The organism is Microterricola gilva, assembly GCF_004217495.1.
GTDB classification, from domain to species: Bacteria; Actinomycetota; Actinomycetes; order Actinomycetales; family Microbacteriaceae; genus Microterricola; species Microterricola gilva.
Genome location: NZ_SHLC01000001.1, coordinates 3,508,350 through 3,535,083 on the forward strand (window position 1 = coordinate 3,508,350; position 26,734 = coordinate 3,535,083).

Annotated in this window: 26 protein-coding genes and 2 tRNA genes; 12 read left to right on the forward strand and 16 right to left on the reverse strand. The window is 64.9% G+C overall.

Annotated elements, in window-relative coordinates; all coding sequences use genetic code 11:
• Positions 1-3 precede the first annotated feature (3 nt).
• The 5 genes from EV379_RS16320 to pknB all read left to right on the forward strand — a co-directional run bounded on the left by EV379_RS16320 (position 4) and on the right by pknB (position 7,593).
• Positions 4-1,239, forward strand: a complete 1,236-nt coding sequence (locus EV379_RS16320; RefSeq protein ID WP_130507065.1) for a PP2C family protein-serine/threonine phosphatase — start codon at positions 4-6, stop codon at positions 1,237-1,239.
• Positions 1,226-2,644, forward strand: coding sequence for an FtsW/RodA/SpoVE family cell cycle protein (locus tag EV379_RS16325; RefSeq protein ID WP_423203253.1), 1,419 nt, complete (start codon positions 1,226-1,228; stop codon positions 2,642-2,644). The genes EV379_RS16320 and EV379_RS16325 overlap by 14 nt, the downstream gene beginning before the upstream one ends.
• Positions 2,641-4,095 carry a peptidoglycan D,D-transpeptidase FtsI family protein gene (locus EV379_RS16330; RefSeq protein ID WP_130507066.1) on the forward strand — a complete coding sequence of 485 codons (1,455 nt, stop codon included), beginning with the start codon at positions 2,641-2,643 and terminating at the stop codon, positions 4,093-4,095. Before EV379_RS16325 ends, EV379_RS16330 begins: the two co-directional genes overlap by 4 nt.
• Positions 4,092-5,831 carry a protein kinase domain-containing protein gene (locus tag EV379_RS16335; protein WP_130507067.1) on the forward strand — a complete coding sequence of 580 codons (1,740 nt, stop codon included), beginning with the start codon at positions 4,092-4,094 and terminating at the stop codon, positions 5,829-5,831. The genes EV379_RS16330 and EV379_RS16335 overlap by 4 nt, the downstream gene beginning before the upstream one ends.
• Positions 5,832-5,895: 64 nt before the next feature.
• Entirely contained in the window at positions 5,896-7,593 is a 1,698-nt protein-coding gene (gene pknB / locus EV379_RS16340) for a Stk1 family PASTA domain-containing Ser/Thr kinase (protein WP_130507068.1), read from the forward strand.
• A gap of 75 nt (positions 7,594-7,668) precedes the next feature.
• On the opposite strand, the gene EV379_RS16345 is transcribed toward pknB, so the two are convergent.
• Genes EV379_RS16345 through EV379_RS16350 form a run of 3 tightly spaced genes read right to left on the reverse strand, consistent with a single transcriptional unit; the run spans position 7,669 to position 9,260 of the window.
• Complete coding sequence (locus tag EV379_RS16345; RefSeq protein WP_130507069.1) at positions 7,669-8,307, reverse strand: anthranilate synthase component II; 639 nt, start codon at positions 8,305-8,307, stop codon at positions 7,669-7,671.
• The gene (locus EV379_RS17270) at positions 8,304-8,462 is read right to left on the reverse strand and encodes a hypothetical protein (RefSeq protein WP_165397393.1); all 159 of its coding nucleotides are present in this window, start codon (positions 8,460-8,462) and stop codon (positions 8,304-8,306) included. Before EV379_RS17270 ends, EV379_RS16345 begins: the two co-directional genes overlap by 4 nt.
• A gap of 3 nt (positions 8,463-8,465) precedes the next feature.
• Positions 8,466-9,260: a class E sortase gene (locus EV379_RS16350; protein ID WP_130507070.1), complete on the reverse strand. Its 795-nt coding sequence runs from the start codon at positions 9,258-9,260 to the stop codon at positions 8,466-8,468.
• 78 nt (positions 9,261-9,338) lie between these two features.
• On the opposite strand from EV379_RS16350, the gene EV379_RS16355 reads away from it, so the two are divergent.
• Positions 9,339-9,581: a cell division protein CrgA gene (locus tag EV379_RS16355; RefSeq protein WP_055841269.1), complete on the forward strand. Its 243-nt coding sequence runs from the start codon at positions 9,339-9,341 to the stop codon at positions 9,579-9,581.
• A 212-nt stretch (positions 9,582-9,793) separates the two neighbouring features.
• Here EV379_RS16355 and EV379_RS16360 read toward each other — a convergent pair whose 3' ends face one another.
• The gene (locus EV379_RS16360) at positions 9,794-10,504 is read right to left on the reverse strand and encodes a rhomboid family intramembrane serine protease (protein ID WP_242616425.1); all 711 of its coding nucleotides are present in this window, start codon (positions 10,502-10,504) and stop codon (positions 9,794-9,796) included.
• Positions 10,505-10,655: 151 nt separating this feature from the next.
• Positions 10,656-11,195: a peptidylprolyl isomerase gene (locus EV379_RS16365; protein ID WP_130507072.1), complete on the reverse strand. Its 540-nt coding sequence runs from the start codon at positions 11,193-11,195 to the stop codon at positions 10,656-10,658.
• Positions 11,196-11,329: 134 nt separating this feature from the next.
• On the opposite strand from EV379_RS16365, the gene EV379_RS16370 reads away from it, so the two are divergent.
• Positions 11,330-11,854 carry a DNA helicase gene (locus EV379_RS16370; RefSeq protein ID WP_130507073.1) on the forward strand — a complete coding sequence of 175 codons (525 nt, stop codon included), beginning with the start codon at positions 11,330-11,332 and terminating at the stop codon, positions 11,852-11,854.
• An 81-nt stretch (positions 11,855-11,935) separates the two neighbouring features.
• Here EV379_RS16370 and EV379_RS16375 read toward each other — a convergent pair whose 3' ends face one another.
• The 11 genes from EV379_RS16375 to dnaA form a co-directional block, all read right to left on the reverse strand.
• Positions 11,936-12,382 (reverse strand): NUDIX hydrolase, encoded by a 447-nt coding sequence (locus tag EV379_RS16375; RefSeq protein ID WP_130507074.1) that lies wholly within the window; start codon positions 12,380-12,382, stop codon positions 11,936-11,938.
• 90 nt (positions 12,383-12,472) lie between these two features.
• Positions 12,473-12,545 (reverse strand) — tRNA-Ala (locus EV379_RS16380).
• Between the two features lie 67 nt (positions 12,546-12,612).
• Positions 12,613-12,686: transfer RNA gene (locus tag EV379_RS16385), tRNA-Ile, on the reverse strand.
• Between the two features lie 70 nt (positions 12,687-12,756).
• The gene (locus EV379_RS16390; RefSeq protein ID WP_130507075.1) at positions 12,757-13,161 is read right to left on the reverse strand and encodes a DUF3566 domain-containing protein; all 405 of its coding nucleotides are present in this window, start codon (positions 13,159-13,161) and stop codon (positions 12,757-12,759) included.
• The gene (gene gyrA, locus EV379_RS16395; protein ID WP_130507076.1) at positions 13,154-15,736 is read right to left on the reverse strand and encodes a DNA gyrase subunit A; all 2,583 of its coding nucleotides are present in this window, start codon (positions 15,734-15,736) and stop codon (positions 13,154-13,156) included. The genes EV379_RS16390 and gyrA overlap by 8 nt, the downstream gene beginning before the upstream one ends.
• Positions 15,737-15,882: 146 nt before the next feature.
• Complete coding sequence (gene gyrB / locus EV379_RS16400; protein WP_130507077.1) at positions 15,883-17,862, reverse strand: DNA topoisomerase (ATP-hydrolyzing) subunit B; 1,980 nt, start codon at positions 17,860-17,862, stop codon at positions 15,883-15,885.
• Positions 17,863-17,983: 121 nt separating this feature from the next.
• Positions 17,984-18,559 carry a DciA family protein gene (locus tag EV379_RS16405; protein WP_130507078.1) on the reverse strand — a complete coding sequence of 192 codons (576 nt, stop codon included), beginning with the start codon at positions 18,557-18,559 and terminating at the stop codon, positions 17,984-17,986.
• Positions 18,552-19,775 carry a DNA replication/repair protein RecF gene (recF, locus tag EV379_RS16410; RefSeq protein ID WP_130507079.1) on the reverse strand — a complete coding sequence of 408 codons (1,224 nt, stop codon included), beginning with the start codon at positions 19,773-19,775 and terminating at the stop codon, positions 18,552-18,554. Before recF ends, EV379_RS16405 begins: the two co-directional genes overlap by 8 nt.
• 44 nt (positions 19,776-19,819) lie before the next feature.
• A complete protein-coding gene (gene gnd, locus EV379_RS16415) occupies positions 19,820-20,710 on the reverse strand; it encodes a phosphogluconate dehydrogenase (NAD(+)-dependent, decarboxylating) (protein ID WP_130507080.1) in 891 nt (296 codons plus the stop codon).
• Positions 20,711-20,806: 96 nt separating this feature from the next.
• The gene (dnaN, locus tag EV379_RS16420) at positions 20,807-21,955 is read right to left on the reverse strand and encodes a DNA polymerase III subunit beta (protein WP_120253995.1); all 1,149 of its coding nucleotides are present in this window, start codon (positions 21,953-21,955) and stop codon (positions 20,807-20,809) included.
• A gap of 437 nt (positions 21,956-22,392) precedes the next feature.
• Positions 22,393-23,868: a chromosomal replication initiator protein DnaA gene (dnaA, locus tag EV379_RS16425; protein ID WP_130507081.1), complete on the reverse strand. Its 1,476-nt coding sequence runs from the start codon at positions 23,866-23,868 to the stop codon at positions 22,393-22,395.
• A gap of 423 nt (positions 23,869-24,291) precedes the next feature.
• Between dnaA and rpmH the strand changes: the two genes are divergently transcribed.
• From rpmH to EV379_RS16450, 5 genes are read left to right on the forward strand one after another with little or no spacing between them, the layout of a single operon-like run.
• Positions 24,292-24,429, forward strand: coding sequence for a 50S ribosomal protein L34 (gene rpmH / locus EV379_RS16430; RefSeq protein ID WP_047408363.1), 138 nt, complete (start codon positions 24,292-24,294; stop codon positions 24,427-24,429).
• Positions 24,430-24,454: 25 nt separating this feature from the next.
• The gene (gene rnpA / locus EV379_RS16435) at positions 24,455-24,838 is read left to right on the forward strand and encodes a ribonuclease P protein component (protein WP_130507082.1); all 384 of its coding nucleotides are present in this window, start codon (positions 24,455-24,457) and stop codon (positions 24,836-24,838) included.
• On the forward strand, positions 24,835-25,143 hold the full coding sequence (yidD, locus tag EV379_RS16440; RefSeq protein ID WP_055841305.1) for a membrane protein insertion efficiency factor YidD: 309 nt from the start codon (positions 24,835-24,837) through the stop codon (positions 25,141-25,143). Before rnpA ends, yidD begins: the two co-directional genes overlap by 4 nt.
• A gap of 8 nt (positions 25,144-25,151) precedes the next feature.
• Positions 25,152-26,135, forward strand: a complete 984-nt coding sequence (yidC, locus tag EV379_RS16445; protein WP_130507083.1) for a membrane protein insertase YidC — start codon at positions 25,152-25,154, stop codon at positions 26,133-26,135.
• A 7-nt stretch (positions 26,136-26,142) separates the two neighbouring features.
• Entirely contained in the window at positions 26,143-26,724 is a 582-nt protein-coding gene (locus EV379_RS16450; protein WP_130507084.1) for a Jag family protein, read from the forward strand.
• Positions 26,725-26,734: the final 10 nt, after the last annotated feature.

Genomic DNA, 26,734 nt, shown 5'->3' on the forward strand with positions numbered 1-26,734 from the left:
CGCATGGCGAGGGTCTCTGACAGCGCGGCGGTCTCACACGTCGGACGCATCCGTTCGAACAACCAGGACTCCGGCCTCGCCGGCAGCGGGCTGTTCGTCGTCGCCGACGGCATGGGCGGCCACGCGGGCGGAGACGTGGCATCCGCGATCGCGATCACGCGCATGGCCGAGGCTGATCAGGACTACTCGACCCCTCAGGAGGCCGAGTTCGCGCTGCAGGCGGCCCTCGTCGCCGCCAACGCCCTGCTGGCTGAGACGGTCTTCGAGCACACCGAACTGACCGGCATGGGCACGACGGTCAGCGCGCTGGCCGTGCTCGGCGACGAGGTGGCGATCGCCCACATCGGTGACTCCCGCATCTATCTCTACCGTGACGGCGACGTCTCGCAGATCACGATCGACCACACCTTCGTCCAGCGCCTCGTCGACAGCGGCCGCATCACGGAGGAGGAGGCGGCGGTGCACCCCCGTCGCAGCGTGCTCATGCGCGTGCTCGGCGACGTCGACTCTGCGCCGGAGATCGACACCTCCATCCTGGCCACGCGCCCCGGCGACCGGTGGCTGCTCTGCTCGGACGGCCTGAGCGGCGTCGTCTCGCTCGATCAGATCCGCGCCGAGTTCGCGATGGGCGGCCGTGCCCACGATCTCGCCCAGCGCCTGGTCAAGGACAGCCTGGATGCCGGAGCACCGGACAACGTCACCGTCGTCATCGTCGACATCGGTGAGACCGCGCCGCTCCGCACCGACCCGCTCATCGTCGGATCGGCCGCGTCGCCGCTCAGCTTCGCCGCCCCGGAACCGCCGCGAGTCCGCTCGATGCGCCTGCCGCCGTTCCGCCTGCACCCCGTGCGCGAGAGCCACTTCGAGCCGGACTCCCAGGATTACCTCGACGAACTCATCGAAGAGGACCGCCGCCGCGTCGCCCGCCGCCGGGCCGTCTGGCTCGCCTCCATCATCGCGCTGGTCGCCGCCATCGTGATCGCCTGCGTCGTCGCGTACCAGTGGACCCAGACCCGCTACTTCGTCGGCAGTGAGAGCGGCACCGTCGCCATCTACCGCGGCGTGCAACAGAACCTCGGCCCGATCGCCCTGAGCGAGGTCTACAAGAAGACCGACATCGCCATTGCCGATCTCAAGCCATATGACCAGAAGATCGTCGAAGCCACGATCAGCGCCGGTTCGCTGAGCGAGGCCAGAGAGATCGTCACCCGACTGGAGGCCAGTCGTGTCCCGGACTAACGCACGCACGGCGGATGCCGCCGGGCGCCAGACGCGCAGCTCCACCAACACGGGCAGCGTCCGTCGCATCCGCATTCCGCAGAAGCTCCGCAACCTCGAGCTCGTTCTGCTGATCTTCGCCTGCTCGATCAACGCCATCGCCATCGTGCTCGTGCAGCTCGGCGAACTCGGCACCCTCGACACGACGCTCGTCGTGCTCGGCGCCGGGCTCTCGCTGCTCGTCTTCGGCATGCACGTGGCGATGCGCTTCATCGCCCGCGACGCCGACCCGTTCATCCTGCCGATCGCCACCGTGCTCAACGGCCTCGGTATCGCCATGATCTACCGCGTCGACCTGCTGCTCGGCGACACGGGCTGGGACAGCGCGGCCGTGCGCCAGATCGTGTGGAGCGCGATGGCGATCATCGCCGCACTGGCGGTCATCATCGTCATCCGCAACCACCGCGTGCTCTTCCGCTACACCTACGTGGCCGGCTTCGTGGCCGTCATCCTGTTGCTGCTCCCACTCGTCCCCGGCCTCGGCCATGAGGTCAACGGTGCCCGCGTCTGGATCGGCATCGGCGACTTCGCCACCTTCCAGCCCGGTGAGATCGCCAAGATCGCGCTGGCCGTGTTCTTCGCCGGCTACCTGGTGCGCAATCGCGACAGCCTCTCGATGGTCGGCAGCAAGTTCCTCGGCATGCGGATGCCGCGCATGCGCGATCTCGGGCCGCTGATCGTGGTCTGGGCCCTCTCGATGTCTGTCATCGTCTTCCAGCGCGATCTCGGCACCGCCTTGCTCTACTTCGGTCTGTTCCTCGTCATGCTCTACGTCGCCACCGGGCGACTCAGCTGGGTGCTGCTCGGCCTCAGCCTGTTCTTCGGCGGCGCGCTCATCGCGAGCCAGACGCTCGACTACGTGAACGGGCGCTTCAACAACTGGCTCGACGCCTTCAACCCGGCCGTCTACGAGGCGGCGGGCGGCAGCTACCAGCTCGTGCAGGGCCTCTTCGGCCTCGCCAACGGCGGCCTGCTCGGCACCGGGCTCGGCCAGGGCCGCCCTGACCTCACCCCCGTCCCACAGAGCGACTACATCATCGCCAGCCTCGGTGAGGAGCTCGGCCTTGCCGGCATCTTCGCGATCCTCTCGCTCTACATGCTCTTCATCGCACGCGGATTCCGTATCGGGTTCGCCGGGCAGGACGACTTCGGCAAGCTCCTCGGCGTCGGCCTGGCCTTCGTCGTCGCCCTGCAGGTGTTCATCGTCATCGGCGGCGTCACCCGCGTCATCCCGCTCACCGGCCTGACAACCCCGTTCCTGGCCGCCGGCGGCTCATCGCTTGTTGCCAACTGGATCATCGCCGCGCTCCTGCTCAGACTCTCCGACTCGGTGCGCAATCAACCGCGTCTGGTGGTGAACGAATGAACCGCGAACTCAAGCGCGTGAGCATCGTCGTCTTCGCGATGTTCCTGGCCCTGTTCACCTCGACGACGATCATCCAAGTCGTCCAGGCCGACAATCTCCGCAACGACGCGCGCAACACCCGCACGCTCTACGACAGCTACGAGGTCGAGCGCGGCCCGATCCTCGCCGGCGGTGCGCCGATCGCCGAATCGGTGCCGAGCGACGACAACTACCTGTTCCAGCGGGTCTACAGCAACGGAGCGCTCTACGCACCCGTCACGGGCTTCTTCCCCGTCAACGGCGAGCCGACCGCGCTCGAGGGCAAGCTGAACAGCTACCTCAGCGGCACCGCGAACGCCCAGTTCCTCGACTCGCTCGAACGCCTTTTCACCGGCCAGGGCCGCAAGGGTGCATCCGTCTCGGTCACGATCGACCCCGTCGCGCAGCAGGCCGCGTGGGACGCACTCGGCGACTACACGGGATCCGTGGTCGTGACGCAGCCGAAGACCGGCCGCGTCATCGCGATGGTCTCCAAGCCGAGTTACGATCCCAACACGCTCGCCGTGCACGACAGTGAGATCGTCGACCAGAACTACGAGGCCCTGCTGGCCGACCCGGGCGACCCTCTCATCAACCGCGCCATCGGCGGCGACATGAACCCTCCCGGTTCCGTCTTCAAGCTCGTGGTCGTCGCGGCTGCGCTCGAATCCGGCCAGTACACGCCGGAGAGTGAGTTCCCCAACCCGCCGACGTTCCAGCTGCCTGGCACCGACACGATCATCCGCAACAGCGGCGGAGACGACTGTGGAGGCGGCGAGACCGTGACCATCGCGACGGCACTCCGTCTCAGCTGCAATGTGCCGATGGCCGAGCTCGGTCTCGCACTCGGCGATGACGCCATCCGCGAGCAGGCGGAGAAGTTCGGCTTCAACGACGAGTTCCAGATCCCCCTGGATGTCGAGGCCAGCGTCTACCCGCGCGTGCTCGACGATGCCCAGACCGCGATGACCGCGTACGGCCAGTACGAGGTGCGGGCGACTCCGCTGCAGATGGCGATGGTCTCCGCGGCGATCGCCAATGGTGGCATGGTCATGAACCCGAACATGGTCGAGGCGATCACGGCCCCGAACCTCAGCCCGCTCGAAACGTTCGAGCCGAGCGAGTATCAGCGCGCGATCAGCCAAGAAACCGCGGCGACGATGACCGAAATGATGGTCAACGGAGTCGAAAACGGCGCCGCGAGTAATGCAAGAATAGACGGGGTCAGTGTTGCCGGTAAGACGGGTACGGCAGAGAACGACGGAGATGCTCCGTACACACTCTGGTTTACCGGATTTGCCCCCGCAGACGACCCAGAATATGCAATCACCGTCCTCATTGAGGATGGCGGGGGAATGGGCCAAACGGGGTACGGCAATCTACTTGCCGCACCGGTCGCACAACAGGTACTAGAGGCGGTGCTGAATAAATGAGGCCAACAACAGGGCTCACCTTCGGGGGACGATACGAACTCCTTTCGCGAATTGCGATCGGCGGAATGGGCGAGGTGTGGCAAGCCACAGACCTCGTCATCGGTCGTCAGGTCGCCATCAAGATTTTGAAGGACGAGTACCTCGGTGACCCGGGCTTCCTGGAGCGCTTCCGCGCCGAGGCCCGCCACGCCGCGCTCGTCAACCACGAGGGCATCGCCAACGTCTTCGACTACGGCGAGGAGGAGGGCAGCGCCTACCTCGTGATGGAGCTTGTGCCAGGCGAGGCACTCTCCACGATTCTCGAGCGTGACCACGTGCTCTCCAGCGACAAGGTGCTCGACATCGTCGCCCAGACAGCGTCGGCACTCCACGCCGCGCACGCTGCCGGCCTCGTCCACCGCGACATCAAGCCGGGCAACCTGCTGATCACGCCGGACGGCCGCGTCAAGATCACCGACTTCGGCATCGCCCGCATCGCAGACCAGGTGCCGTTGACCGCCACCGGCCAGGTGATGGGAACCGTGCAGTACCTCTCGCCGGAGCAGGCATCCGGTCACCCGGCCTCGCCGACCACCGACATCTACTCGCTCGGCATCGTCGCCTACGAGGCCCTCGCCGGCCGGCGCCCGTTCACGGGCGAGTCCCAGGTCGCAATCGCGATGGCACAGATCAACGAAGCACCGCCAGAGCTGCCCGTCACGATCTCCGAGCCCGTGCGCAACCTGGTCTTCGCCTGCATCGCCAAGAACCCGGCAGACCGCCCGGCGTCTGCGGCGCACCTCGCCCGGGCCGCCACGGCGCTCCGCCGCGGCGATGTGCAGGCCGCTGCGGCCTCCGTACCGGCCGTCCTCGGCGGAGCGGGTGCAGATACCGCCGCGACGATGCTCTTCCCTGCCCAGGGCGCTCCCACCGTCGCGACGACGGTGCTGCCTGCCACCGAGGGCATCGCAGGCTCGATGACGCGCGCAGACACGGTCGCGGCAGAGAAGAAGAAGCGCAGCCCGTGGACGTGGCCGTTGATCGCTCTCATCGCCCTGCTCGCGATCGTGCTGATCGGTGCCGTGTTCGCCCTGACGAATCAGGGTTCCCCGTCGCCGGACAAGACCACCAAGCCGCCGGCCACCTCGAGCACCCCGACGCCCACGCCGACTCCGACCACACCGCCGGCTCCGACGACGGCCGCGATCGTCGAGGCCGACTTCATCGGCCTCACCGCCGATGAGGCGCGCGCCAAGCTCAGCGACCTCGGCATGACCGCCGATGTTCAGGAGGGCAACGCCGCGACCAACAGCAGCGATGCTGGCAAGGTGTACGCCGTCAACCCGACCGGCAAGAATGTCGCGCTCGGCACGACGATCACCGTCACCGTCTGGGCGGCTCCGGCGCAGTTGAGCGCCCCGAGTTCCGCTCCGTCACTGGCGGGCGGCAGCGAGCCGTTCGCACCCGGAAGCGACGTCAAGGTCACCTGGCCGGCACAGAGCTGCCCGGCCGGGCAGACCCTGAGCGGCTACAAGATCGCCGTCTCCGGCGAGGGTGCGGCCATCAGCGTCGAGGACACCAGCGCCAACGGTTCGCGCTCGGCGGTCATCACCGCCGGAAGCGCACCGTTCTCGGTCACCTTCCAGTACTTCTGCGGTGAGTTCGCCTCCCCCAGCTCGCCGGCGCTTGACGTCGACGTGCAGGAGCCACAACCGACCACCGGGCCCGATGCGGGAGGTCCTGCTGCCGGCCAGTAGCACCGGCCCGGATTTTCGCGGGTAACATTGTCCGCTGTGTGCCGAACCATGAGGGAGATTCGCTGTGTCTGAGGAAGGTCGCCTGATCGCTGGGCGCTACCAGGTTGGCGACCTCATCGGCCGCGGCGGCATGTCCGACGTGCACCGCGGAACGGATTCCCGCCTCGGGCGCACGGTGGCCATCAAGCTGCTTAAGCCGTCGCTCGCCAGCGACCCGGCGTTCCGCACGCGCTTCCGTCAGGAGGCGCAGGCCGCCGCGCGCATGGCCCACCCGACGATCGTGCGCGTGTTCGACGCCGGCGAGGAGACGATCACCGACGCGAACGGCCACGAGTCGCAGCTGCCGTTCATCGTGATGGAGTACGTCGACGGCACGCTGCTGAAGGATCTGATCAAGCAGGGGCCGCTCTCGTCGGCCGAGGCCGTTCGCATCCTCGACGGCGTCCTCACCGCGCTCGAGTACTCGCACCGTGCCGGTGTCGTTCACCGCGACATCAAGCCGGGCAACATCATGATCACCCGCAACGGCCAGGTGAAGGTGATGGACTTCGGCATCGCCAGGGCCATCTCCGATTCCTCGACGACGGTTGCTCAGACGACCGCGATCCTGGGCACCGCCTCCTACTTCTCTCCAGAGCAGGCCAAGGGCGAGATCGTTGATGCGCGCACCGATCTGTACTCGACCGGTGTCGTGCTGTTCGAGATGTTGACGTCTCGGCCGCCGTTCCGCGGCGACACGCCGGTGGCGATCGCCTACCAGCACGTGTCTGAGACCGCACCCAAGCCCAGCAGCTTCAACCCCCAGGTGTCGCCGGCGCTCGACGTCGTCGTGGCCAGGGCGATGACGAAGGACCGCGAGCAGCGCTACCAGAGCGCCGCCGAGTTCCGCGCGGACCTCGACCTGGCCGGCGCAGGTCAGGTTCCCATTCACCGGGCACCCGATTCCTCCGCGACCTCGCTCTTCAGCCAGGACCCGCACAGCATCTCCGGTTCCGAACTGGCGCTCAAGCAACTCTCCGAAGACACCAACATGGTGCGCACGCAGCGCCGCCCACCTGCGCTGTGGATCTGGGCCGGCGTGCTGAGCGTGATCGTGATCGTGATCACGGTCATGATCTGGGTGCTCAACCTGAACACGGAAACCGAGCTGCCACCGACCTCACGCGAGGTTCCCGTACTCACCGGGCTGAGTTTTGCCGAGGCCCAGGAAGCCCTGGCCGGGCTCGAACTGCAGTCCGTGGAGGCGCGGGAGGCCAGCTCGACGGTTCCCGTCGATCAGGTGATCCGCACCATGCCGGCCGCTGGAGGCATTGTCAGTCCAGAGACCATGATCACCGTGTACGTCTCGTCTGGCAAGGTTGTGATTCCCATTCCGGATGTCGCCAACCTCAGCATCGCGGATGCCGAGGCGAAGCTGGGCGAAGCCGGCTTCGTCCTCGGGCTCACGACGAAGCAGAATTCGCCGACGATTGCGGCCGACGTCGTACTCGAGACAGACCCGGCCGGCGGGGCATCCGCCCACGAGGGTGACACCGTGAATCTCACCGTGTCCAGCGGCCTCGTGACTCTGCCTGATCTCACGAGCCAGACACTCAGCGCGGCGACCTCGATCCTCGCCGGGCCCGATCTGCAACTCACAGCCGAACCCGTGCCCGACCCAGCCTGCGCGGCACAGCCGGGCGATCCGATCACGCACCAGTCGTTGGTCGGCGACGTGCCGCAGCGCTCAACGGTGCAGCTCAGCTACTGCTCGGGCGACTGACGCTGATCGTCGGCTGACGGAGGAACGAGCGAGGCCATGAGCGTTGGCCCGAAGTCGTCTCCTCGCGGGTGAGACTCAGCTCAGGCGTACCAGCGGGTTGAGCCCGACGGCCCGGTCCGCGGCGCCGGCCAGGCCGGCGCTCTCGAGCCAGTTGCCGAGCATACGGTAACCGCCCTCCGTGAGAACGGATTCCGGGTGGAACTGCACTCCATACAGCGGCGCCGTCGCGTGGCGGAGACCCATGATCACGCCGCCCTGCGTGCGTGAGGTCACGACGAGCTCCTCGGGAACCGTGGACTCGACGACGGCGAGCGAGTGGTACCTGGTGGCCGTGAACGGCTGCGGTACGCCTGCGTAGAAGTCGCTGTCGTCGTGGCTGACGAGTGAGGTCTTGCCGTGCATGAGCTCCTCGGCGTTCGTCACGGTCGCCCCGAATGCCTCGGCGATGGCCTGGTGCCCGAGGCAGACGCCGAGCAGCGGCTGTCCTGCGGCGAATGCGGCGCGCACCGTCGCGATCGAGACGCCGGCGTCGGCGGGCTTGCCGGGGCCTGGCGACACCAGCACGGCGTCGAACTCGGCGGCACGCGCAGCGGCATCCGCGGCGGAGTAGTCGTCGTTGCGCACGACGACGGTCTCTGCGCCGAGCTCCTGCAGATACCCGTTCAGGGTGTAGACAAAGCTGTCGTAGTTATCGATGACGAGTATGCGAGTCATGTTCCGACCGTTGCTTCCTGGTTGTTGATGAGCGTCTCCACCCACGGGAAGACCCAGGTGAAGAGGGAGTAGAGGACCGCGACCACGAGCAGCAGCACGAGAATGATGCGTACCCAGATCGGTCCGGGGAGAACCCGCCACAATGCACCGTACATCGGTCAGCCCTCCTGCGCCTGAGCGGCGACTTGTGCGGCAATCTCGGCCGGCGGCCCAGCGCTGAGAGGCTGCCAGCTCTCGAACACGCCGTAGGCGATGATGCGCTCGTCGGTGGAGAGCAGCGGATTGCAACTGGTCAATGTGATGAGCCGCTCAGCGGGCGCGACGCCCTCCTGGCGTGGAACGGGCGCGAGAACGTCACCAGCACTCGGCTGCACATACTCAAGATTGCGGAATCGGTATGTGTAGTAGCCGTCCGGCGTCTGCACGTAGATCCCGTCGCCGAGCTGGAGCTCGTTGATCAGGTGCATGCCCCCGCCCCACGCACTGCGGTGCGCCGCCAACGCCATGTTTCCGACCTCGCCGGGCATCTGGGTGTTCTCGTAGCGTCCGACGCCGAGATACATGCTGTTCAGGACATCAAAGGTCGTGCCCACCGCGATGTTGCGCGCATACTCCGGCCCATAGCGCGGAACATAGAGCACGCCGAGAATCTCGCCGTGTTCGGGAGGGGCGGCCACGGGTGGCTCACCGTAGTCGATCGGCGTCGCCGGGTCCGCCGGCTCCTGCGGGGTGACGGGTGCTTCGGCTTGCCCAATCCATTCCTGGCTCTGGGATGCCGCGGAACTCGTCTGTTGATTGGCCATCACGGCGTCGTTCCACCACAGCTGCCAGGCGAGGAAGAGCAGCACGAGCACGCCGGCGGTGATCAGTAACTCACCGAGGACACCAACGACGCTGACGCGTCGCCTGGCGCGACGCCGCCTCGTCGGGGTCGCAACGTGGGCCTCGGTCATGGCCCAATCCTATTCGAGCCATGCCCGGCGCCCCGCTGTGCTCAGCAACTCCGAGGTGATCAGGATAGAATCGCTCGCATGGCACGCACGAAATCATCGAAGCCCGCACCTGTGGTTGACAACCGTTCCGGTGAAGACGCCCCGAACGCGGTCTGGTTCAAGCCCGTGATGTTCGGCTTCATGCTGCTCGGGCTGGTGTGGATCATCGTCTTCTACGTCAGCCAGGGCGCCTGGCCCGTCGCCGCGCTCGGTTCGTGGAACATCCTGGTTGGCTTCGGCATCGCCTTCATCGGCTTCCTCATGACGACCCGCTGGCGCTGACGCCACCCCCATCGACGATCTGGTCGCCGCCCCATGGGGCGGCGACCATTTTTGTGTCGGCTGGCGGTCGCGACCCCGAGCGGTGTAACCCCATTAGAAAGTTATCCACAGCCGTTTACCCGTGTGGAAAGTTACATCCGTGTAATTATCCCCAGTGTTAATAACCCTGTGGATAGATTCTGTGGAGAACTCTGTGGAGAGATTCGGGCCCGTCAGAACAGCGGGAAGAAGAAATAGCGCAGGCTGAGGAGCACCAGAACGAGCGAGAACGCCACGAGGAGGACGATCTGCAGCTTCTGCTGATCGCGCTTGCGCGTCTCGACGAAGATCAGTCCGACGACGGCACCACCGATGAGACCACCGAGGTGCGCCTGCCATGCGATGTTCATGCCGGGGATGAAGCCGATGACGAGGTTGATGCCGACCAGCACCAGCAGCTGCGTGGCATTGCCACCGAGCCGCCGCTGAATAACGAGGAACGCACCCATCAGAGCGAAGATGGCGCCGGAGGCCCCGACCACAGGGGTGAGGGGGTCACTCAGCAGCAGAACGCCGACCGATCCGGCGAATCCGCCGATCAGGTAGAGCGCGAGGAACCGCCAGCGCCCGAGCAGCTGTTCGAGCAACTGCCCGAAGATCCACAGCGTGTACATGTTGAGCAGCACGTGGAAGATGAAGCCGGTCGAGTGCACGAACATCGACGTGATCATGCGCCACGGCTCGAACGATCCCGGGTGCGAGTACACGCCGGCGTACCAGAGCGCGCCGGTCACCTGGCTGCCGATGACGGGCAGGACCTGCAGCACGAAGACGAGCAGGGTGATGCCGATGAGGCTGTATGTCACAACCGGTGCGCCGCGTCCCGTCATCCGGGTCAACAGCGCCGACTTGGTGCGGGGCGCCGATGCCCGCTGCTCACGCATGCACTCAGGGCAGATAACGCCAACTGCCCCGACTGTTTGACAGTCGGGGCAGATGGTACGGCCACAACGCTGACAGAGCACGAAGCTCTGACGCGAGGGGTGCCGGTAGCAGTAGTTTGCCGCCGAGTCCGGCACCGAGCTCATGCGAAGCCTAGAGCTGCTCGATGGTGATGCTCTCGATGACGACGTCGTCGAGGGGACGGTCACGGCCGTCGGTGGGAACCGAGCCGAGCTTGTCGACGATGGCGCGAGAGTCGGCGTCTTCGACGGCGCCGAAGATGGAGTGCTTGCCCTGGAGCCAGGTGGTCGGGGCAGTGGTGATGAAGAACTGCGAACCGTTGGTTCCGCGACCGCCCTGGATGCCCGCGTTGGCCATGGCCAGCATGTAGGGCTGGGTGAAGTCGAGGTCGGGGCTGATCTCATCGTCGAACTGGTAGCCGGGGCCGCCGATGCCCTGGCCGAGCGGGTCGCCGCCCTGGATCATGAATCCGGGGATGATGCGGTGGAAGACGACACCGTTGTAGAGCGGCGTGTTGCTCTTCTCGCCCGTGCTCGGGTGGGTCCATTCCTGCTCACCGGTGGCGAGTCCGACGAAGTTGCGGACGGTCTTCGGGGCATGGTTGCCGAACAGGTTCACCTTGATCGGGCCGTAGTTGGTGTTGAGCGTTGCGACAGCGGTGTGCTTGGACATAGCAACATTCTCTCACAGGCATCCTGGCCGTCCCGCGATGTTCGCGCGCAACGAACTGCAAACTCTCGCCCCGTTCACAGCCCATTCGGTGGCAAGATGGTAGCTGTTCGCCAGAGACACGATGGAGGGTCCGAATGAGCCTGTCACGAAAGCGTCGCAAAGAACTCGACCACCTGCGCAGTAGCGCCGAAGAATTGTGGGAGCACCAGCAGGCCGTCCTCGACCACGCCAACGGCGTCGCCCGCGAGGCCAGCCGTCAGCTCGGCCACCTCACCCGCGAAGAGGTCGCCCCTCGCGTGCGGGAGAGCTACGCGACCTACGTACGCCCGGGAGTGGACACCGCCCGCGAGTTCGCCAGGGGAACCGGTGCAACGATCGAGCGCGCCGTCGTGCCCGCACTCGGCAACGCCATCGGCGCTGTGATGAGCGTCGGCGACGTCGCCCGTGATGCCCGAGTGCGTGCCGCCTTCAACCGCGTCGCACAGCAGAAGGTCGTCGTGCCGGAGAAGAAGAGTTCCGGTATCGGCGGAACGATTGCCCTGACGGCGGCCGTGCTGGTCGCTGCGGGCGTCGCCTACGCGGTCTGGCAGACCTTCCGAGCGGATGACGAGCTCTGGGTCGCCGATGACGAGACCCCGTTCGACGGGCCGCGCGCCTAGTCGAACCCAGTCGATCGGCCGTCACCCCGCGGGGTGGCGGCTTTTCGTTTTCTTCACCCGCTGGTCTGCTGGTAGCGCAGCTCAGCGCTCATCGGGGATGCCGTTGGCCGGCATACGCTCATTCAGTGCCAGGGCAATGCGCACGAGCTCGACGGTCTTGAGGCTCTCGAGCTCGTCGAGTGGAACCCACCGCGCCTCGTCACTGGAACCGTCGAGCTCGTGGGTGATCTCCCCCGAGATGATGTGCGCCCGGTAGAGCACGCGAATGGCGTTGAGCGGGTGTGTGGCACCCGCGATGCGTGAGCGGGCGGATATGACGTGATTGTCGATGCCCAGGAGCACATCGAGGCCCGCGTGGTAGCCGGTTTCCTCGAAGATCTCCCGCACGGCGGTCTGCGCTGGGTTCTCGCCGCCCTCCAGGCCGCCTCCTGGAAGCGTCCATCCGCTTCGCCCGTGCTCATTCCAGTGTGCGAGCAGAATGCACCCGTCGCGAATGATCACCCCGTAGGCAGCAACCCTGATGTCCATGCCGCAACACTAGTGCCGCTGACGACTCGATCGACCGGTTAAACAGAAGAAGGCCGACTCTCGTCGGCCTTCTTTTCTGATCTGTGACTGTGGAGCCTGGGAGAATCGAACTCCCGACATCCTGCTTGCAAAGCAGGCGCTCTACCAACTGAGCTAAGGCCCCGCGGAGAAGATTCTGGGAATCTTCACCGTAGGAATGACCGGTGCAATTACTTGTTCCAGCCATTTCGTGGGGATACCAGGACTTGAACCTGGGACCTCTTCGTTATCAGCGAAGCGCTCTAACCGCCTGAGCTATATCCCCGAATGGGCAGATATGAGACTACCTGACCACTGCCCGAAAGGTGAAATCGGGCACGTATTCCCGCGCGCGTCTAATTGTTCGTGAAGCCGACGAGCACGCCGCCGGTGACCTTCACGCTGAGGTTGTAGAGCACGGCCATGATGGCGCCGAGCGCCGTCACGACGACGAGATCGAGCAGCGCGACGACGACGGTGAACCCCATCACCTGCGGCAGGGAGAGGATCTCGGAGAGGCTCTGAGCCCCGCCGGTGATGTCCTTGAAGAGCTTGTCGGCCTCATCGAAGATGCCGGTCGAGTCAAGCACCGTGTAGATCAGGAACGTGCCGACAATCGTGATGATCGCCAGGCAGATCGAGACCAGGAACGACAGCTTCACGGCCGACCAGAAGTCGACGTAGACCAGCTTCAGGCGCACCTGCTTGGTCGACGGACGTCGATTGGATTTCTTCGCCAGCTTGTCAGCGACACTACTCATTTACGGTTTCATCCTTCCCGGGTTCGCCCTCTGGCGCATCCGACTCCTCGTCGGCGTTCTCCAGATTGCGTTCGGTGTTTTTCGCGATGGCGATGATTCGATCGTCATCGGCAAATTTGGCGAATACAACGCCCATTGTGTCGCGCCCCTTGGCAGGGACTTCAGCGACGTCAGAGCGTACCACCTTGCCGCTGGCAAGAACCACAAGGACCTCGTCCTGCTCCTCGACGATGATCGCGCCGGCCAGATCGCCACGGTCCTCGCTCAGCTTGGCCACCTTGATGCCCAGACCGTTGCGGTTCTGCAGTCGGTACTGGTCGACGGACGTGCGCTTGGCGTATCCGCCCTCGGTCACGACGAAGACGTAGCCCTCGTCGCTGACGACCGATGCGTCCAGCAGCTCGTCGTCACCGCGGAAGTGCATTCCGCCGACGCCGGAGGTGCTGCGGCCCATCGGGCGCAGGGCCTCGTCACTGGCCTTGAAGCGGATCGACATTCCCTTGCGCGAGACGAGCAGCACGTCGTCGTCCTCGTTCAGCAGCATCGCCGAGACCAGGGCGTCGCCCTCGCGCAGCTTGATGGCGATGATGCCGCGGGACCGATTGGTGTCGTACTCGGAGAGCGCCGTCTTCTTGATCAGGCCGTCACGGGTGGCGAGCACCAGGTACGTCGCAACCGCGTAGTCGCGGATGTCGAGGATCTGTGTGATCTCCTCGTCCGGCTGCATCTCGAGCAGGTTCGCGACGTGCTGGCCCTTCGCGTCGCGGCCGGCCTCCTGGATCTCGTAGGCCTTGGCACGGTAGACGCGGCCGGCGTTGGTGAAGAACAGGAGCCAGTGGTGCGTCGTCGTGACGAAGAAGTGCTCGACGACGTCATCCGCGCGCAGCTGGGCGCCCTTGACACCCTTGCCGCCACGGTGCTGGCTGCGGTAGTTGTCGCTTCGGGTGCGCTTGACGTAGCCGCCGCGGGTGACGGTGACGACCATCTCCTCCTCGGGGATGAGGTCTTCGATGCTCATGTCGCCGTCGTAGCCGTACATGATCTCCGTGCGGCGGTCATCACCGAACTTCGCGGTGACCTCGGCCAGCTCGTCGATGATGATCTGGCGCTGGCGGGTCTCGGATGCGAGGATCGCGTGGAACTCGGCGATCGCCAGCTCGAGCTCGTTCAAGCGGTCGATGATCTTCTGGCGCTCGAGGGCGGCCAGTCGACGCAGCTGCATGGCGAGGATCGCGTCGGCCTGCAACTGGTCGACGCCGAGCAGGTCCATCAGGCCGAGGCGTGCCTTCTCGACATCCGGGGAGCGGCGGATGAGGGCGATGACCTCGTCGAGGGCGTCGAGCGCCTTCACGTAGCCGCGCTGGATGTGTGCCTCTGCTTCGGCTTTCTTCAGGCGGAACTGGGTGCGGCGGACGATGACCTCGACCTGGTGCATGACCCAGGCGTGGATGAAGCCGTCGATCGAGAGCGTGCGCGGGATGCCATCGACGATGGCGAGCATGTTCGCACCGAAGTTCTCCTGCAGCTGGGTGTGCTTGTAGAGGTTGTTCAGCACGACCTTGGCGACGGCGTCGCGCTTGAGCACGATGACGAGGCGCTGGCCGGTGCGACCGGAGGTCTCGTCGCGGATGTCGGCGATGCCGCTGATCTTGCCGTCCTTGACCAGGTCGGCGATCTTGATCGCGAGGTTGTCCGGGTTGACCTGGTACGGCAGCTCGGTCACGACCAGGCAGGTACGGTTCTGGATCTCTTCGACATTGACGACGGCGCGCATCGTGATGGAGCCGCGGCCGGTGCGCTGGGCGTCGTGGATCCCCTTGACGCCGAGGATCTGGGCGCCGGTCGGGAAGTCGGGCCCCTTGATGCGCTGCATGAGCGCCTCTTGCAGCTCTTCGCGCGTCGCGTCGGGGTTCTCGAGGTACCACTGGGCACCGGCTGCCACCTCGCGCAGGTTGTGCGGCGGGATGTTCGTGGCCATGCCGACCGCGATGCCGACCGAGCCGTTGACGAGCAGGTTCGGGAAGCGGGACGGCAGAACCGACGGCTCCTGGGTGCGGCCGTCGTAGTTGTCCTGGAAGTCGACGGTGTCCTCGTCGATGTCGCGGACCATCTCGAGGGCGAGCGGGGCCATCTTGGTCTCGGTGTATCGCGGGGCTGCGGCGCCGTCGTTGCCGGGTGAGCCGAAGTTGCCCTGGCCGAGGGCCAGCGGGTAGCGCAGGCTCCACGGCTGCACGAGGCGCACCAGCGCGTCGTAGATGGAGCTGTCACCGTGCGGGTGGAACTGGCCCATCACGTCGCCGACGACGCGCGAGCATTTGGAGAAGGCCTTGTCCGGGCGGTAGCCGCCGTCGAACATCGCATAGATAACGCGGCGGTGCACCGGCTTCAGACCGTCGCGTACATCGGGAAGCGCACGCCCGACGATGACGCTCATGGCGTAGTCGAGGTAGGACCGCTGCATTTCCAGCTGCAGATCGACCTGGTCGATCTTGCCGTGCGCCTTGAACGTGTCGGCGACCTGCTGCTCGTCGGCGCTCAGCTGTTCGCCACCGGTGATGTTGTCTTCGTCTGCCATTTGTCTTCTCGTCTACTTCTTACTCAAGTTCGTACGGGTGCTCTCAGAGGCTTCGCCGCAGCGCGTGCCGTGAGGGCTTCGGGAACCGGCCGGAAGGGCCGGTTCCCTCAAGCCTTGATCGACTCGCCGCTTCGCGGCTCGTGCGATCAAATATCCAGGAAGCGCACGTCTTTCGCGTTCTGCTGAATGAAGTTGCGGCGGCTCTCGACGTCTTCACCCATCAGGGTGGAGAAGATCTCGTCGGCCGCGGCCGCATCGTCAAGCGTGACCTGCAGCAGTGTGCGGGTCTCCGGGTTCATCGTGGTCTCCCAGAGTTCCTGGTAGTCCATCTCGCCGAGACCCTTGTAGCGCTGGATGCCGTTGTCCTTCGGGATGCGCTTGCCCGCAGCCGCTCCCTCGACCAGAAGCGCGTCACGCTCACGGTCGGAGTAGACGTACTCGTGAGCCGAGTTCGACCACTTAAGGCGGTACAGCGGCGGCTGCGCCAGGTAGACGTAACCGAGGTCGATCAGCGGCCGCATGTAGCGGAACAGCAGGGTCAGCAGCAGCGTCGTGATGTGCTGGCCGTCGACGTCGGCATCCGCCATCAAAACGATCTTGTGGTAGCGGACCTTCTCGGTGTTGAAGTCCTCGCCGATGCCGGCGCCGAACGCCGTGATCATGGCCTGGACCTCGTTGTTGCCGAGCGCGCGGTCGAGGCGAGCCTTCTCCACGTTCAGGATCTTGCCGCGCAGCGGCAGGATGGCCTGAGTCTCCGGGTTGCGGCCCTGCACGGCGCTACCGCCGGCCGAGTCGCCCTCGACGATGAACACCTCGGAGATCGAGGGGTCCTTCGACTGGCAGTCCTTGAGCTTGCCCGGCATTCCACCGGACTCGAGCAGGCCCTTGCGACGGGCACCCTCGCGAGCCTTGCGGGCGGCAAGGCGAGCCGTTGCCGCCTGCAGCGACTTCCGGATGATGTCCTTGGCCTGGTTCGGATTGCGGTCGAACCAGTCAGCGAGCTCGACACCGACGACGCGCTGCACGAATGCCTTCGCCTCGGTGTTGCCGAGCTTGGTCTTGGTCTGGCCCTCGAACTGCGGTTCGCCGAGCTTGATCGAGATGACAGCCGTGAGACCCTCGCGCACGTCGTCGCCGGAGAGGTTCTCGTCCTTTTCCTTGAGGATCCCCTTCTCGCGTGCGTACTTGTTCACGAGCGTGGTGAGCGCGGCACGGAAGCCCTCTTCGTGGGTTCCGCCCTCGTGCGTGTTGATGGTGTTTGCGTAGGTGTGAACGCTCTCGGTGTATGCCATCGTCCACTGCATCGCGACCTCGAGCGCGATCTTGCGCTCGGTGTCCTCCGACTCGAAGGAGATGATCTCGTCGTGGACGACCTCGGCCTTCTTGGCGGTGTTCAGGTACTCGACGTAGTCGCGGAGGCCCTGCTCGTAGAAGTAGGAGTTGTGACGCGGCTTGCCCTCGTCGTCACGGCTCGACTCACGCTCATCGGTGAGGTTGATGCGCAGTCCCTTGTTGAGGAACGTCATCTGCTGGAAGCGTGCGCGCAGCGTCTCGTAGTCGAATTCGATTGTCTCGAAGGTGTCGGCGCTCGGCCAGAAGGTGATCTGGGTTCCGGTCTCATCCGAGGCCTCGCCCTGGGCGAGCGGTGCGTCTGGCACGCCGTGCTTGTAGCTCTGACGCCACACGTGGCCCTGGCGCTTGACCTCGACCTCGAGGCGGCTGGAGAGGGCGTTGACCACGGAGGACCCGACGCCATGCAGACCGCCGGAGACGGCGTAACCGCCGCCGCCGAACTTTCCGCCTGCGTGCAGGACGGTGAGGACGACCTCGACCGTCGATTTGCCGAGAGCCTTGTTCAGGTCGACGGGGATGCCGCGGCCGTTATCAATCACGCGCACGGCACCGTCGGCGAGGATCGTCACGTCGATGACGTCGCAGTAGCCGGCGAGGGCCTCATCGACCGAGTTGTCGACGATTTCGTAGACCAGGTGGTGCAAGCCGCGGGGACCGGTCGAACCGATGTACATTCCCGGACGCTTGCGCACCGCCTCAAGTCCTTCGAGAACCTGGATGTCGTCTGCTCCGTATTCGGGCACTGCATCGCTCGTATTCGGTTCCGATGTCATATGAAATTAGGCTCCTGACCGTCGTTTAGGCGACTCCCCATGCTACCAAGAAGGGCACCATCCCCGGGGAGATTTCGCGATCTGACGGCCTTGATTTCGGCAGTTGACCGAATTTGTTTGCCTAGCCGTAGGTATCGCGTGGGCCACGCCCTGGAATCGATCTGGGGCCCTTTTTCCAGGAAGGGGCGTTCGGCCCCTGAAAGCGGATGGACACGACACCTGCTTCGGTGAACTCCGTGACGATGCGCGTCATGATCTCAACACGCATGAGTCGCAGCTGCGTCGCCCACGCCGTCGACTCGCATTGCACAGTGAGCACCCCGTCGTCGATCCCGAGCGGCGTCGAGTGCTTGGCGGTCTCGGCTCCGGCGATATCCGCCCAGGAGTTCAGGAGATCGGCCTGGGTGAGCGGCGCCCGCCAGCCCAGCTGTTTCGTGAGCAGTTCGAGGGAGTCACCGAGCCCTTTCGGGTCGCGGCCGATGCCGAATGCCTGGCTCTCCGTCGGGTCGAGACGTTTCTTGCGCTTGAGGCGTGCTCCGCGTGGGAATCCCCCGAAAACCTCTTTGAGGTGCAGGTAGACCCGGCTCGCCTCCGTCTCGTCCGGCAGGGCAGACCGGTGCTGGACCGTTGCTTTCGCCGCGTCGTCCTGGTCCGCGGGTTCCCCTGGGCTCCCCGGCACAATCGGCAGATCAGGCATCGACGACCTCCCCTGCACGGATGTGGATCGTATGGGCAGCGAGAGCCGCAGGCACGTCTTCGAGGACGGCAGCGGTGATGAGCACCTGCTCGTAACCGGTGACGGCGTCGGCCAGGCGGCTCCTGCGCTGCTGGTCAAGCTCGGCGAAGACGTCGTCGAGGATCAAGACGGGGTCGCCGGCTGCGGTCTCGCGGCGGAGGATCTCGGCAGCGGCCAGCTTGAGGGCGAGCGCGAACGACCACGACTCACCGTGGCTCGCGTAACCCTTGGCAGGGAGGGCATTCAACATGAAGATGAGGTCATCGCGGTGTGGCCCGACCAGCGTGATCGCGCGATCGAGCTCCTTGCCGCGCACCGCTGCGAGTGCAGAGCGGAAGCGCTCAGCCGTGCCGCCGCTCCCGCCGTTCAGGCCATCGCCGGCCCTGGGGTCATGCCCGTTGCTCTGGCCAGGCCCGCCCTGGACCTGCCGAAGGGGCGACATCACGGGGCCGAGCTCATCGTCACCGTCGATGTCCGCGCCGAGAATGCTCAATTGCGGGCGCAGATCGGGGCCGTGGTCATCGCCGGCGACGGCGTGGTAGGCGCGGCGCAGCGGGTCGAGGAGCGCGCGGATCAGCTCCAGGCGCTCATCGATGATCTCTGAGCCCAGTGCGACCAGGCGCTCATCCCAGATGTCGAGGGTCGACAGTGCGTCGCCGCGCACCCCGCGTGCCCTGGCCGATTTCAGCAGCGTGTTGCGCTGCTTCAGCACACGGTCGTAGTCGGTGAGCACACCGGACAGACGCGGGGAGCGCAGGATCAACAGCTGGTCGAGGAAGCGCCTCCTGCCAGACGGTTCGCCCCGCACAAGCGCGAGATCTTCCGGCGCGAACAGCACGCTGGAGAAGTAGCGCGGTAACTCACGCGGCTTGATCGCGGATCGGTTGATCTGTGCCCGATTCGCTCCGACCCGGTTGATCTGGACCTCAGCGAGAATCGACCGCTGCCCATGCTCGAGCCTGGCCCGGATGATCGCGGCGTCCTGGCCGGCGCGGATCATCGCATGATCGTTCGACACGCGATGCGAGCCGAGCGTGCTGAGATAGCCGAGCGCCTCGACGAGGTTCGTCTTGCCCTGCCCGTTCCGCCCGACGATGAGATTCGCACCGGGGCGCAACTCGACCTCGGCGACCGCATAATTGCGGAAGTCGCTGAGACTCAGATGCGAAACGAACACGGCCCCAACTTTATCGGGCTCCCTCTGACAGCCCGCCGGTCACTCTAGCCTTCGGCCTTCTTGACCTCGTGCCCGCCGAACTGGTTGCGCAGAGCGGCGACGGCCTTCATGGCGGGCGAATCGTCCTGTCTGGAGACGAAGCGGGCGAAGATCGACGCGCTGATCGTCGGGACGGGGACGGCGTTGGCGATGGCTTCCTCGACGGTCCACCTACCCTCGCCGGAGTCGTCGACGTAGCCTTCGATGTCGCTGAGATCGGCGTCCTCGTCCAGCGCGCGCACGAGCAGCTCGAGCAGCCAGGAACGCACGACGGTGCCGCGCTGCCAGGCCTTGAATGTTCCCGGCACGTCCTTGATCAGGTCGCTGCGTGCGTCGAGGAGTTCATAGCCCTCGGCGTAGGCCTGCATCAGGGCGTATTCGATGCCGTTGTGCACCATCTTGGCGTAGTGGCCGGCGCCGACCTCACCGACGTGCACGAAGCCTTCCTCACGCGGGCCGTCAGGGCGCAGTGCGTCGAAGACGGGCATGACGCGCTCGACCTGGGCGGCGCTGCCGCCGACCATCAGGCCGTAACCGTTCTCACGGCCCCAGACTCCACCGGACACGCCGGCGTCGATGTAGTCGATGCCCTTGGTTCCGAGCAGCTCGGCGTGCTTGAAGTCTTCGGTGAAGCGGGAGTTGCCTCCATCGATCACCAGATCCCCGGGCTCGAGCAGCTCGTTCAGCTCACCGATCACGGCATCCGTGATGGCGCCGGCCGGAACCATCACCCAGACGGTGCGGGGCGCGGGCAGCGCGGCGACCATCTCGGCGACGGTCGCGACATCCGTGACGTCGGGGTTGCGATCGAAGCCGGTGACCTCGATGCCCTGTGCGCGCAGGCGGCTGCGCATGTTGCCGCCCATTTTTCCGAGACCGATGAGACCGATGTGCATGGTGTTTCCTTGGCTTGAGGTGCAGCCACGACGGATGCCGTGGCTATCGTGCGAGTGGCGCGACGTTGCGTCAAGTTCGGGGTTGGAGGATGCGGCCTAGCGCAGCAGCAGGTTGGGCTGCAGCAGGTACTTGTAGCTGTCGGCGCTCGGCTCTTCCTTCGAGCTCTGGCTGGTGATCAGCACAGGGCCTGGCTTGTTCGGGTTCTCGGTGCGAGTGAACGAGATGCGCACGAACTCGGAGTGGACGGCGCCCAGGCCATCGAGCAGGAACTGGGGCTTGAGCGAGACGACGATCTCGTCGCCGGTGAGCACGGCGTCGATCGTCTCGGAGGCTTGCGCCTGCTCGGAACCGATGGCCTCGAGCGTGAGGCCGTCAGCCGAGAAGCTGTAGCGAAGGGCGGCTTCACGTTCCAGGACGAGGGCGACGCGACGCGTTGCCTCGATGAGTTCCGCCGTGTTCATCACGGCGTGGTTCGGCGTGGTCTCGGGGAACAAGCGGCGAACGGGCGGGAAGTTGCCCTTGATCAGCAGGCTGGTGACCGTCTTCTTGTTCGCCGTGAACGCGATGAGTTCCCGGTCGTCGTTGTTGGTGATGGCGACCGAGATCGTTCCGGCGTTGCCGAAGGTCTTGCCGACTTCCTGCAGCGTGCGAGCCGGCACCAGGGCGGTGATGGTCTCGCCACTGGCGTTGTTGCCGCCATCCCAGTTGATCTCGCGAACGGCGACGCGGTAGCGGTCGGTGGCGACGAGCCCCAGGCTGTTCTCGCTGACCTCGAGCTGGACGCCCGTGATCACCGGGGTGACATCGTCACGCGAAGCGGCGACGGCGACCTGAGCCACGGCGGCGGCGAACTCCTCGGCGGGCACGAGCCCGGACTCGGAGCTGATCTGCGGGATGCTCGGGTATTCCTCAACCGGCATGGACAGCAGCGTGAAGCTGGCCGATCCGCTGCTGACGATGATGCGGCTTTCCTCGGTGCTGAAGCGCACGGGCGCATTGGGAAGCCTGTTGGCGATCTCGGCGAGGAGACGGCCGGAGACGAGCACAGTGCCTGTCTCCTCGACATCGGCTGCGATCTCCGTTTGCGCCGAGACCTCGTAGTCGAACGACGACAGGATCAGCCCGGTCTCCGTGGCCTGGATGAGCACACCGCTCAGAATCGGCAGCGTTGTGCGCTGCGGGAGGAGCTTGACGGCGAAGGAAACCGCCTCGCTGAAGACATCCCGATTGGCCTGAAACTTCACGAAGGCGCTCCTGTTCGCTGCTTGTCGATTGCGCCAGACAGCGGGGCTGACTGGCTGGGCTCCATGCTAACCCCTGCCATTACGGCGTGGGTTTCTTGTCATTCGTTTCGGGTCGTGGGCGGCTCGGCCGTCCACAAGGTTGTCGCATGGGAGATCTCTTTAAGAATTCTTTAACGGTCTTAACCGCTGTGGAAACTGTGGATAACTATGTTAATTCGTTGTATACACAGAGAACTACGCGGCTGTCACTTGTTGAAGCTGTGTGAGCGTTAATGCCCTCATGCATGAGGTGTGGACCGCGGCGAAGGGCTGAAACCCACAAGAACACGGCATTCTTCAACAGCTTCATGCGAGTTGCTCATTAACTATCCACAAGTTATCCACAACATGTGAGTAGTGGAATATTCTGGCGGCCCGGGCGCGTCGAGCGCAAGCCCCTACTTGTAGCGGTGGTTCTGCTTGATGCGGTTGGTGAGCTCGGTGACCTGGTTGTAGATCGAGCGACGTTCCTTCATGAGCTCGCTGATCTTCTTGTTGGCGTACATCACCGTGGTGTGGTCGCGGTTGCCGAACAGCTGCCCGATCTTGGGGAGTGAGAGGTTGGTGAGCTCACGGCAGAGGTACATCGCGATCTGCCTGGCCGTGGCGACGGCCTGCGAGCGGCTCGAGCCGTAGAGGTCGTCAACGGTGAGCTTGAAGTAGTCAGCGGTGTTCGTGATGATGTCCGCCGGCGCGATCACATTGTCCTCATCGAGGGTGATCAGGTCCTTCAATACCGTCTGCACCAGATTCATGTCGACCGGCGTGCGGTTGAGGCTGGCGAAGGCGGTGACACGGATCAGCGTTCCCTCGAGCTCCCGGATGTTGGAGGACACCTTGGTTGCGATGAACTCGAGGATGTCGTCCGGGGCCTGCATCCGCTCTGACTGCGCCTTCTTGCGCAGAATGGCGATGCGGGTCTCGAGGTCGGGCACCTGCACATCGGTGATGAGGCCCCACTCGAAGCGGCTGCGCATGCGATCCTCGAAGCCGGTGAGCGCCTTGGGGGGCAGGTCGCTTGTGATGACCACCTGCTTGTTGTGGTCGTGCAGCGTGTTGAAGGTGTGGAAGAACGCTTCCTGGGTCTCGGCCTTGCCCTGCAAGAACTGGATGTCATCGATCAGGAGGATGTCGATGTTCCGGTATCGGGACTGGAAGACCGCTCCCCTGTTATTGGCGATCGAGTTGATGAAGTCGTTGGTGAACTCCTCCGAGCTCACGTAGCGAACGCGCACCCCGGGGTAGAGGCTCATGGCGTAGTGCCCGATGGCGTGCAGGAGGTGGGTCTTGCCCAACCCGGAATCGCCATAGATGAAGAGAGGGTTGTATGCCTTGGCCGGCGCCTCGGCAACGGCGACCGCCGCAGCGTGCGCGAATCGGTTCGACTGGCCGATGACGAAGTTGTCAAAGCTGTACTTCGGGTTCAACCGGGTGTCATTGGACTGTTCCGGTGAGCTGTGCTCGAAGACGGACTGTGGGGTCGCCGGGGTCTCGACGACATTGGGTGGTGTCATCGGGGCGACAGGCTGCTGAGCCGGCATCGTCTGAGGCGCCCCCAGGGACTCCGGGGACTCGAATGCCTGCTGTGTCGCTGCGTCGTTCTCCAGCTCGGGATTGACGACGACATAGAAGTTGGTGATCGCTGGCGTTCCGATGGCACTCATCGCCGCAAGCAGCGACGTCCGCATGCGCTGGTTCAGCATGCTCGCGGTGAAGTCGTTCGGAACCTCCAGATAGAAGGTGCCCGCCGCGATCCCCTTCGGCTCGACGAGGTTGAGGAAGCCGTACAGCATCGGGGTGATCGTGCTGTCCGATGTGAGTCCCGCGAGCACATCGCTCCAGGTGTTCTCGATCGGCTGTTCGACGTCGGCCATTGTTCTCCACACTGCTTGGTGTTTCTGCGATGCTCGTGCCTACCTCGGGGCCGCGGCAGTGGTGCTGCGTGCGGATGGCGGTGCCATGGATCCGAGAAAGATGAAAAGTACTCACAGAGTTATCCACCGCTGTGGGTAACTCAGACAAAACTAGCGGAACTATGGGTATCTTGCTGGGGATAACTTCGTGGTGAATGCTCAGATCCGACCCGGAGACCAGCAGAATATTGGGCGGGGCGCCCGCGTGTCGCTGCTGCGCAAGCTGTGAAGATCATGGAGAATCCGCAGCCGATCAGGCATCCGGTTTGACCGGAGCCTGCTCAGGCCGTAGTTTTAATAGGTTGACCCCAGCCTTCTGGCTGCCCAAATTTCTTTCCCGGCCACATCGAGGCTCGTGGAGATCCAAGACGTGGAGTACACACAATGAGCAAGAGAACGTTCCAGCCGAACAACCGTCGTCGCGCCAAGGTGCACGGTTTCCGCCTGCGCATGCGCACGCGTGCCGGCCGCGCGATCCTCGGCGCTCGTCGCCGCAAGGGTCGCGTCGAGCTTTCCGCTTAAGCACCCAGGCTCGATCTCAAGCCCAGTGCTTGCCAAGGCGAACCGCATCACGACGGGCGACGACTATAAAGGAGTCGTACGTCGGGGGCGGAGATTCGTCACGCCTCACTTCGTGACGTATGTGCGTTCTGATCCCGAAGCAGCTGCTTCGCGCGGTCAGGGCGCTCGTTTTGGCTTTATCGTCGCAAAGACGGTCGGCGGTGCAACGCAACGCAATCGCGTGCGCAGACGACTCAAGGCGGCCAGCTATCTGATGCTTGACCGGGTGCAACCGGGCGTCGACGTGGTCATCCGCGCGCTGCCCGATTGCTCCACAGCTTCGTGGGAAACCCTGCGGAGTGAGCTCGCGGAGTCTTTGACTCGTTCAGCGAACTCAAGCACATCTCGTCGCCGGGAGAGTTCCTCGTGAACAGACTTGTCGCAACTGCACTGCTTGTGCCGCGCAACATCGTCGTTCTACTCCTGCGCGTCTATCGCGCCGTGATCTCACCGCTCTATGGCGATGTGTGCCGTTATTACCCATCGTGCTCCCAGTACGCGCTCACCGCTGTGCAAGATCGCGGTGTCGTCGTCGGCGGGGCGCTGGCGGCCCGCCGTATCGTGCGGTGCCACCCCTGGGCCGAGGGCGGAATCGACGACGTTCCCCTCAAACGTGTGCGGCGCTATCGCGTGACGGCATCCGGCTTCGTCGTCGCAGGCCAAGGAAAGGGCTGACCCCAACAATGGACTTGATCTCGATCGTTCTGTGGCCACTGAAGTGGGCTGTTGAGCTACTCCTCGTCGGCTGGCACTGGCTGTTCAGCGCGATGGGCATGGACCCTGCCGCCGGCCTCACCTGGGTGCTGGCCATCGTCGGCCTCGTGGTGGTGGTGCGTGCCGCTCTGATCCCGATCTTCGTCAGGCAGATCAAGAACCAGCGCCGCATGCTGGAGGTTGCTCCGCAGCTGAAGAAGATCCAAGAGAAGTACAAGGGCAAGAAGGACCAGTTCTCGCGCGAGGCGATGTCGCGCGAGACGATGGAGCTCTACAAGAAGACCGGCACCAACCCGCTGAGCTCGTGCCTGCCGCTGCTGCTGCAGATGCCGATCTTCTTCGCACTGTTCTCGGTGCTCAATGACGCCCAGCACGGCAAGACCGGCGTCGGCCCGCTCAACGCCGAGCTGGCCAAGCAGTTCGGTGACGCCGAGCTCTTCGGCGTCGCGCCGCTGCACAGCTCCTTCGCCTCACAGTGGACGCTGATGCTCGAGGGTGAGCCGTTCAGCGCTTCCGTCATGATCATCGCCGCCGTCATGGTCGTGCTCATGACCGCCTCGCAGTTCATCACCCAGCTGCAGATCGTCTCGAAGAACATGTCGCCGGAGACCAAGGCGAGCCCGATGTTCAAGCAGCAGCGCATCATGCTCTACCTACTCCCCCTCGTTTTCGCCTTCTCCGGTGTCGCCTTCCCGCTCGGCGTCATGTTCTACTGGCTCACCTCGAACATCTGGACCATGGTTCAGCAGTTCGTCGTCATCCGGAACATGCCGACCCCCGGCAGCGAGGCGGCCAAGGCCCGCGAGGAGCGTCTGGCCCGCAAGGGCAAGCTCGTCGCCACCGACGGCACCGTGATCGTCGTCGACGAAGAGGCGGCCAAGAAGACCCAGCGGCAGCAGCCGATCAGCAAGAACCGGGCGAAGAAGCAAACCAAGCCCGGCGACCAGAAGTAGGACGCAGATGACCGACGTTCAGAACACCACCACCGTTGACGCCTCTGCTCTCGAGGCACCGGAGCAGGGCACCGCTGCCACCTTCGAGGCGGCAGCGGAAGGCACGGAGCGCACCGCAGCGCCCTCCCAGGCCCAGCTCGAGCAGGAGGGCGACATCGCCGCGGACTACATCGAGGAGTTCCTCGACATCTGCGACCTCGACGGCGACATCGACATCGACGCCCGCAACGGCCGTGCGTACCTCTCGGTGAACGCCGGCGCTGGGGCGAACATCTCTGTGCTCTCGAAGCCGGACACGGTCAACGCTCTGCAGGAGCTCACGCGCCTCGCCGTGCAGAGCAAGACGGGCGGATTCTCGCGTCTCATCCTCGACATCGGCGGCTCCCGCGACGCCCGCGAGGCCGAGTTGACCGCCCTCGTGACGCGCGCCATCGAGCGCATCGAGGGCGGAGCGGCGTCGGCGGCTCTGCCCGCCATGTCCTCCTACGAGCGCAAGCTCGTGCACGACATCGTCGGTGAGCGGGGTTACACCTCCGAGTCCAACGGCGAGGGTCGCGACCGCCACACCGTCATCACGCGCCGCGCATAGTTTCACGTGA

Excerpts from the sequence above, each read along its gene's own strand:
- EV379_RS16330 (WP_130507066.1), top strand. The coding sequence starts at position 2,641 with ATGAACCGCGAACTCAAGCGCGTGAGCATCGTCGTCTTCGCGATGTTC.
- yidC (WP_130507083.1), top strand. The coding sequence starts at position 25,152 with ATGGACTTGATCTCGATCGTTCTGTGGCCACTGAAGTGGGCTGTTGAG.
- EV379_RS16375 (WP_130507074.1), bottom strand. The coding sequence starts at position 12,382 with ATGGACATCAGGGTTGCTGCCTACGGGGTGATCATTCGCGACGGGTGC.
- EV379_RS16405 (WP_130507078.1), bottom strand. The coding sequence starts at position 18,559 with ATGCCTGATCTGCCGATTGTGCCGGGGAGCCCAGGGGAACCCGCGGAC.
- gyrA (WP_130507076.1), bottom strand. The coding sequence starts at position 15,736 with ATGGCAGACGAAGACAACATCACCGGTGGCGAACAGCTGAGCGCCGAC.
- EV379_RS16390 (WP_130507075.1), bottom strand. The coding sequence starts at position 13,161 with ATGAGTAGTGTCGCTGACAAGCTGGCGAAGAAATCCAATCGACGTCCG.
- EV379_RS16370 (WP_130507073.1), top strand. The coding sequence starts at position 11,330 with ATGAGCCTGTCACGAAAGCGTCGCAAAGAACTCGACCACCTGCGCAGT.
- gyrB (WP_130507077.1), bottom strand. The coding sequence starts at position 17,862 with ATGACATCGGAACCGAATACGAGCGATGCAGTGCCCGAATACGGAGCA.
- EV379_RS16360 (WP_242616425.1), bottom strand. The coding sequence starts at position 10,504 with ATGCGTGAGCAGCGGGCATCGGCGCCCCGCACCAAGTCGGCGCTGTTG.
- EV379_RS16350 (WP_130507070.1), bottom strand. The coding sequence starts at position 9,260 with ATGACCGAGGCCCACGTTGCGACCCCGACGAGGCGGCGTCGCGCCAGG.
- EV379_RS16345 (WP_130507069.1), bottom strand. The coding sequence starts at position 8,307 with ATGACTCGCATACTCGTCATCGATAACTACGACAGCTTTGTCTACACC.
- EV379_RS16355 (WP_055841269.1), top strand. The coding sequence starts at position 9,339 with ATGGCACGCACGAAATCATCGAAGCCCGCACCTGTGGTTGACAACCGT.
- EV379_RS16450 (WP_130507084.1), top strand. The coding sequence starts at position 26,143 with ATGACCGACGTTCAGAACACCACCACCGTTGACGCCTCTGCTCTCGAG.
- EV379_RS16335 (WP_130507067.1), top strand. The coding sequence starts at position 4,092 with ATGAGGCCAACAACAGGGCTCACCTTCGGGGGACGATACGAACTCCTT.
- dnaA (WP_130507081.1), bottom strand. The coding sequence starts at position 23,868 with ATGGCCGACGTCGAACAGCCGATCGAGAACACCTGGAGCGATGTGCTC.
- EV379_RS16365 (WP_130507072.1), bottom strand. The coding sequence starts at position 11,195 with ATGTCCAAGCACACCGCTGTCGCAACGCTCAACACCAACTACGGCCCG.
- rpmH (WP_047408363.1), top strand. The coding sequence starts at position 24,292 with ATGAGCAAGAGAACGTTCCAGCCGAACAACCGTCGTCGCGCCAAGGTG.
- EV379_RS17270 (WP_165397393.1), bottom strand. The coding sequence starts at position 8,462 with ATGTACGGTGCATTGTGGCGGGTTCTCCCCGGACCGATCTGGGTACGC.
- gnd (WP_130507080.1), bottom strand. The coding sequence starts at position 20,710 with ATGCACATCGGTCTCATCGGTCTCGGAAAAATGGGCGGCAACATGCGC.
- EV379_RS16320 (WP_130507065.1), top strand. The coding sequence starts at position 4 with ATGGCGAGGGTCTCTGACAGCGCGGCGGTCTCACACGTCGGACGCATC.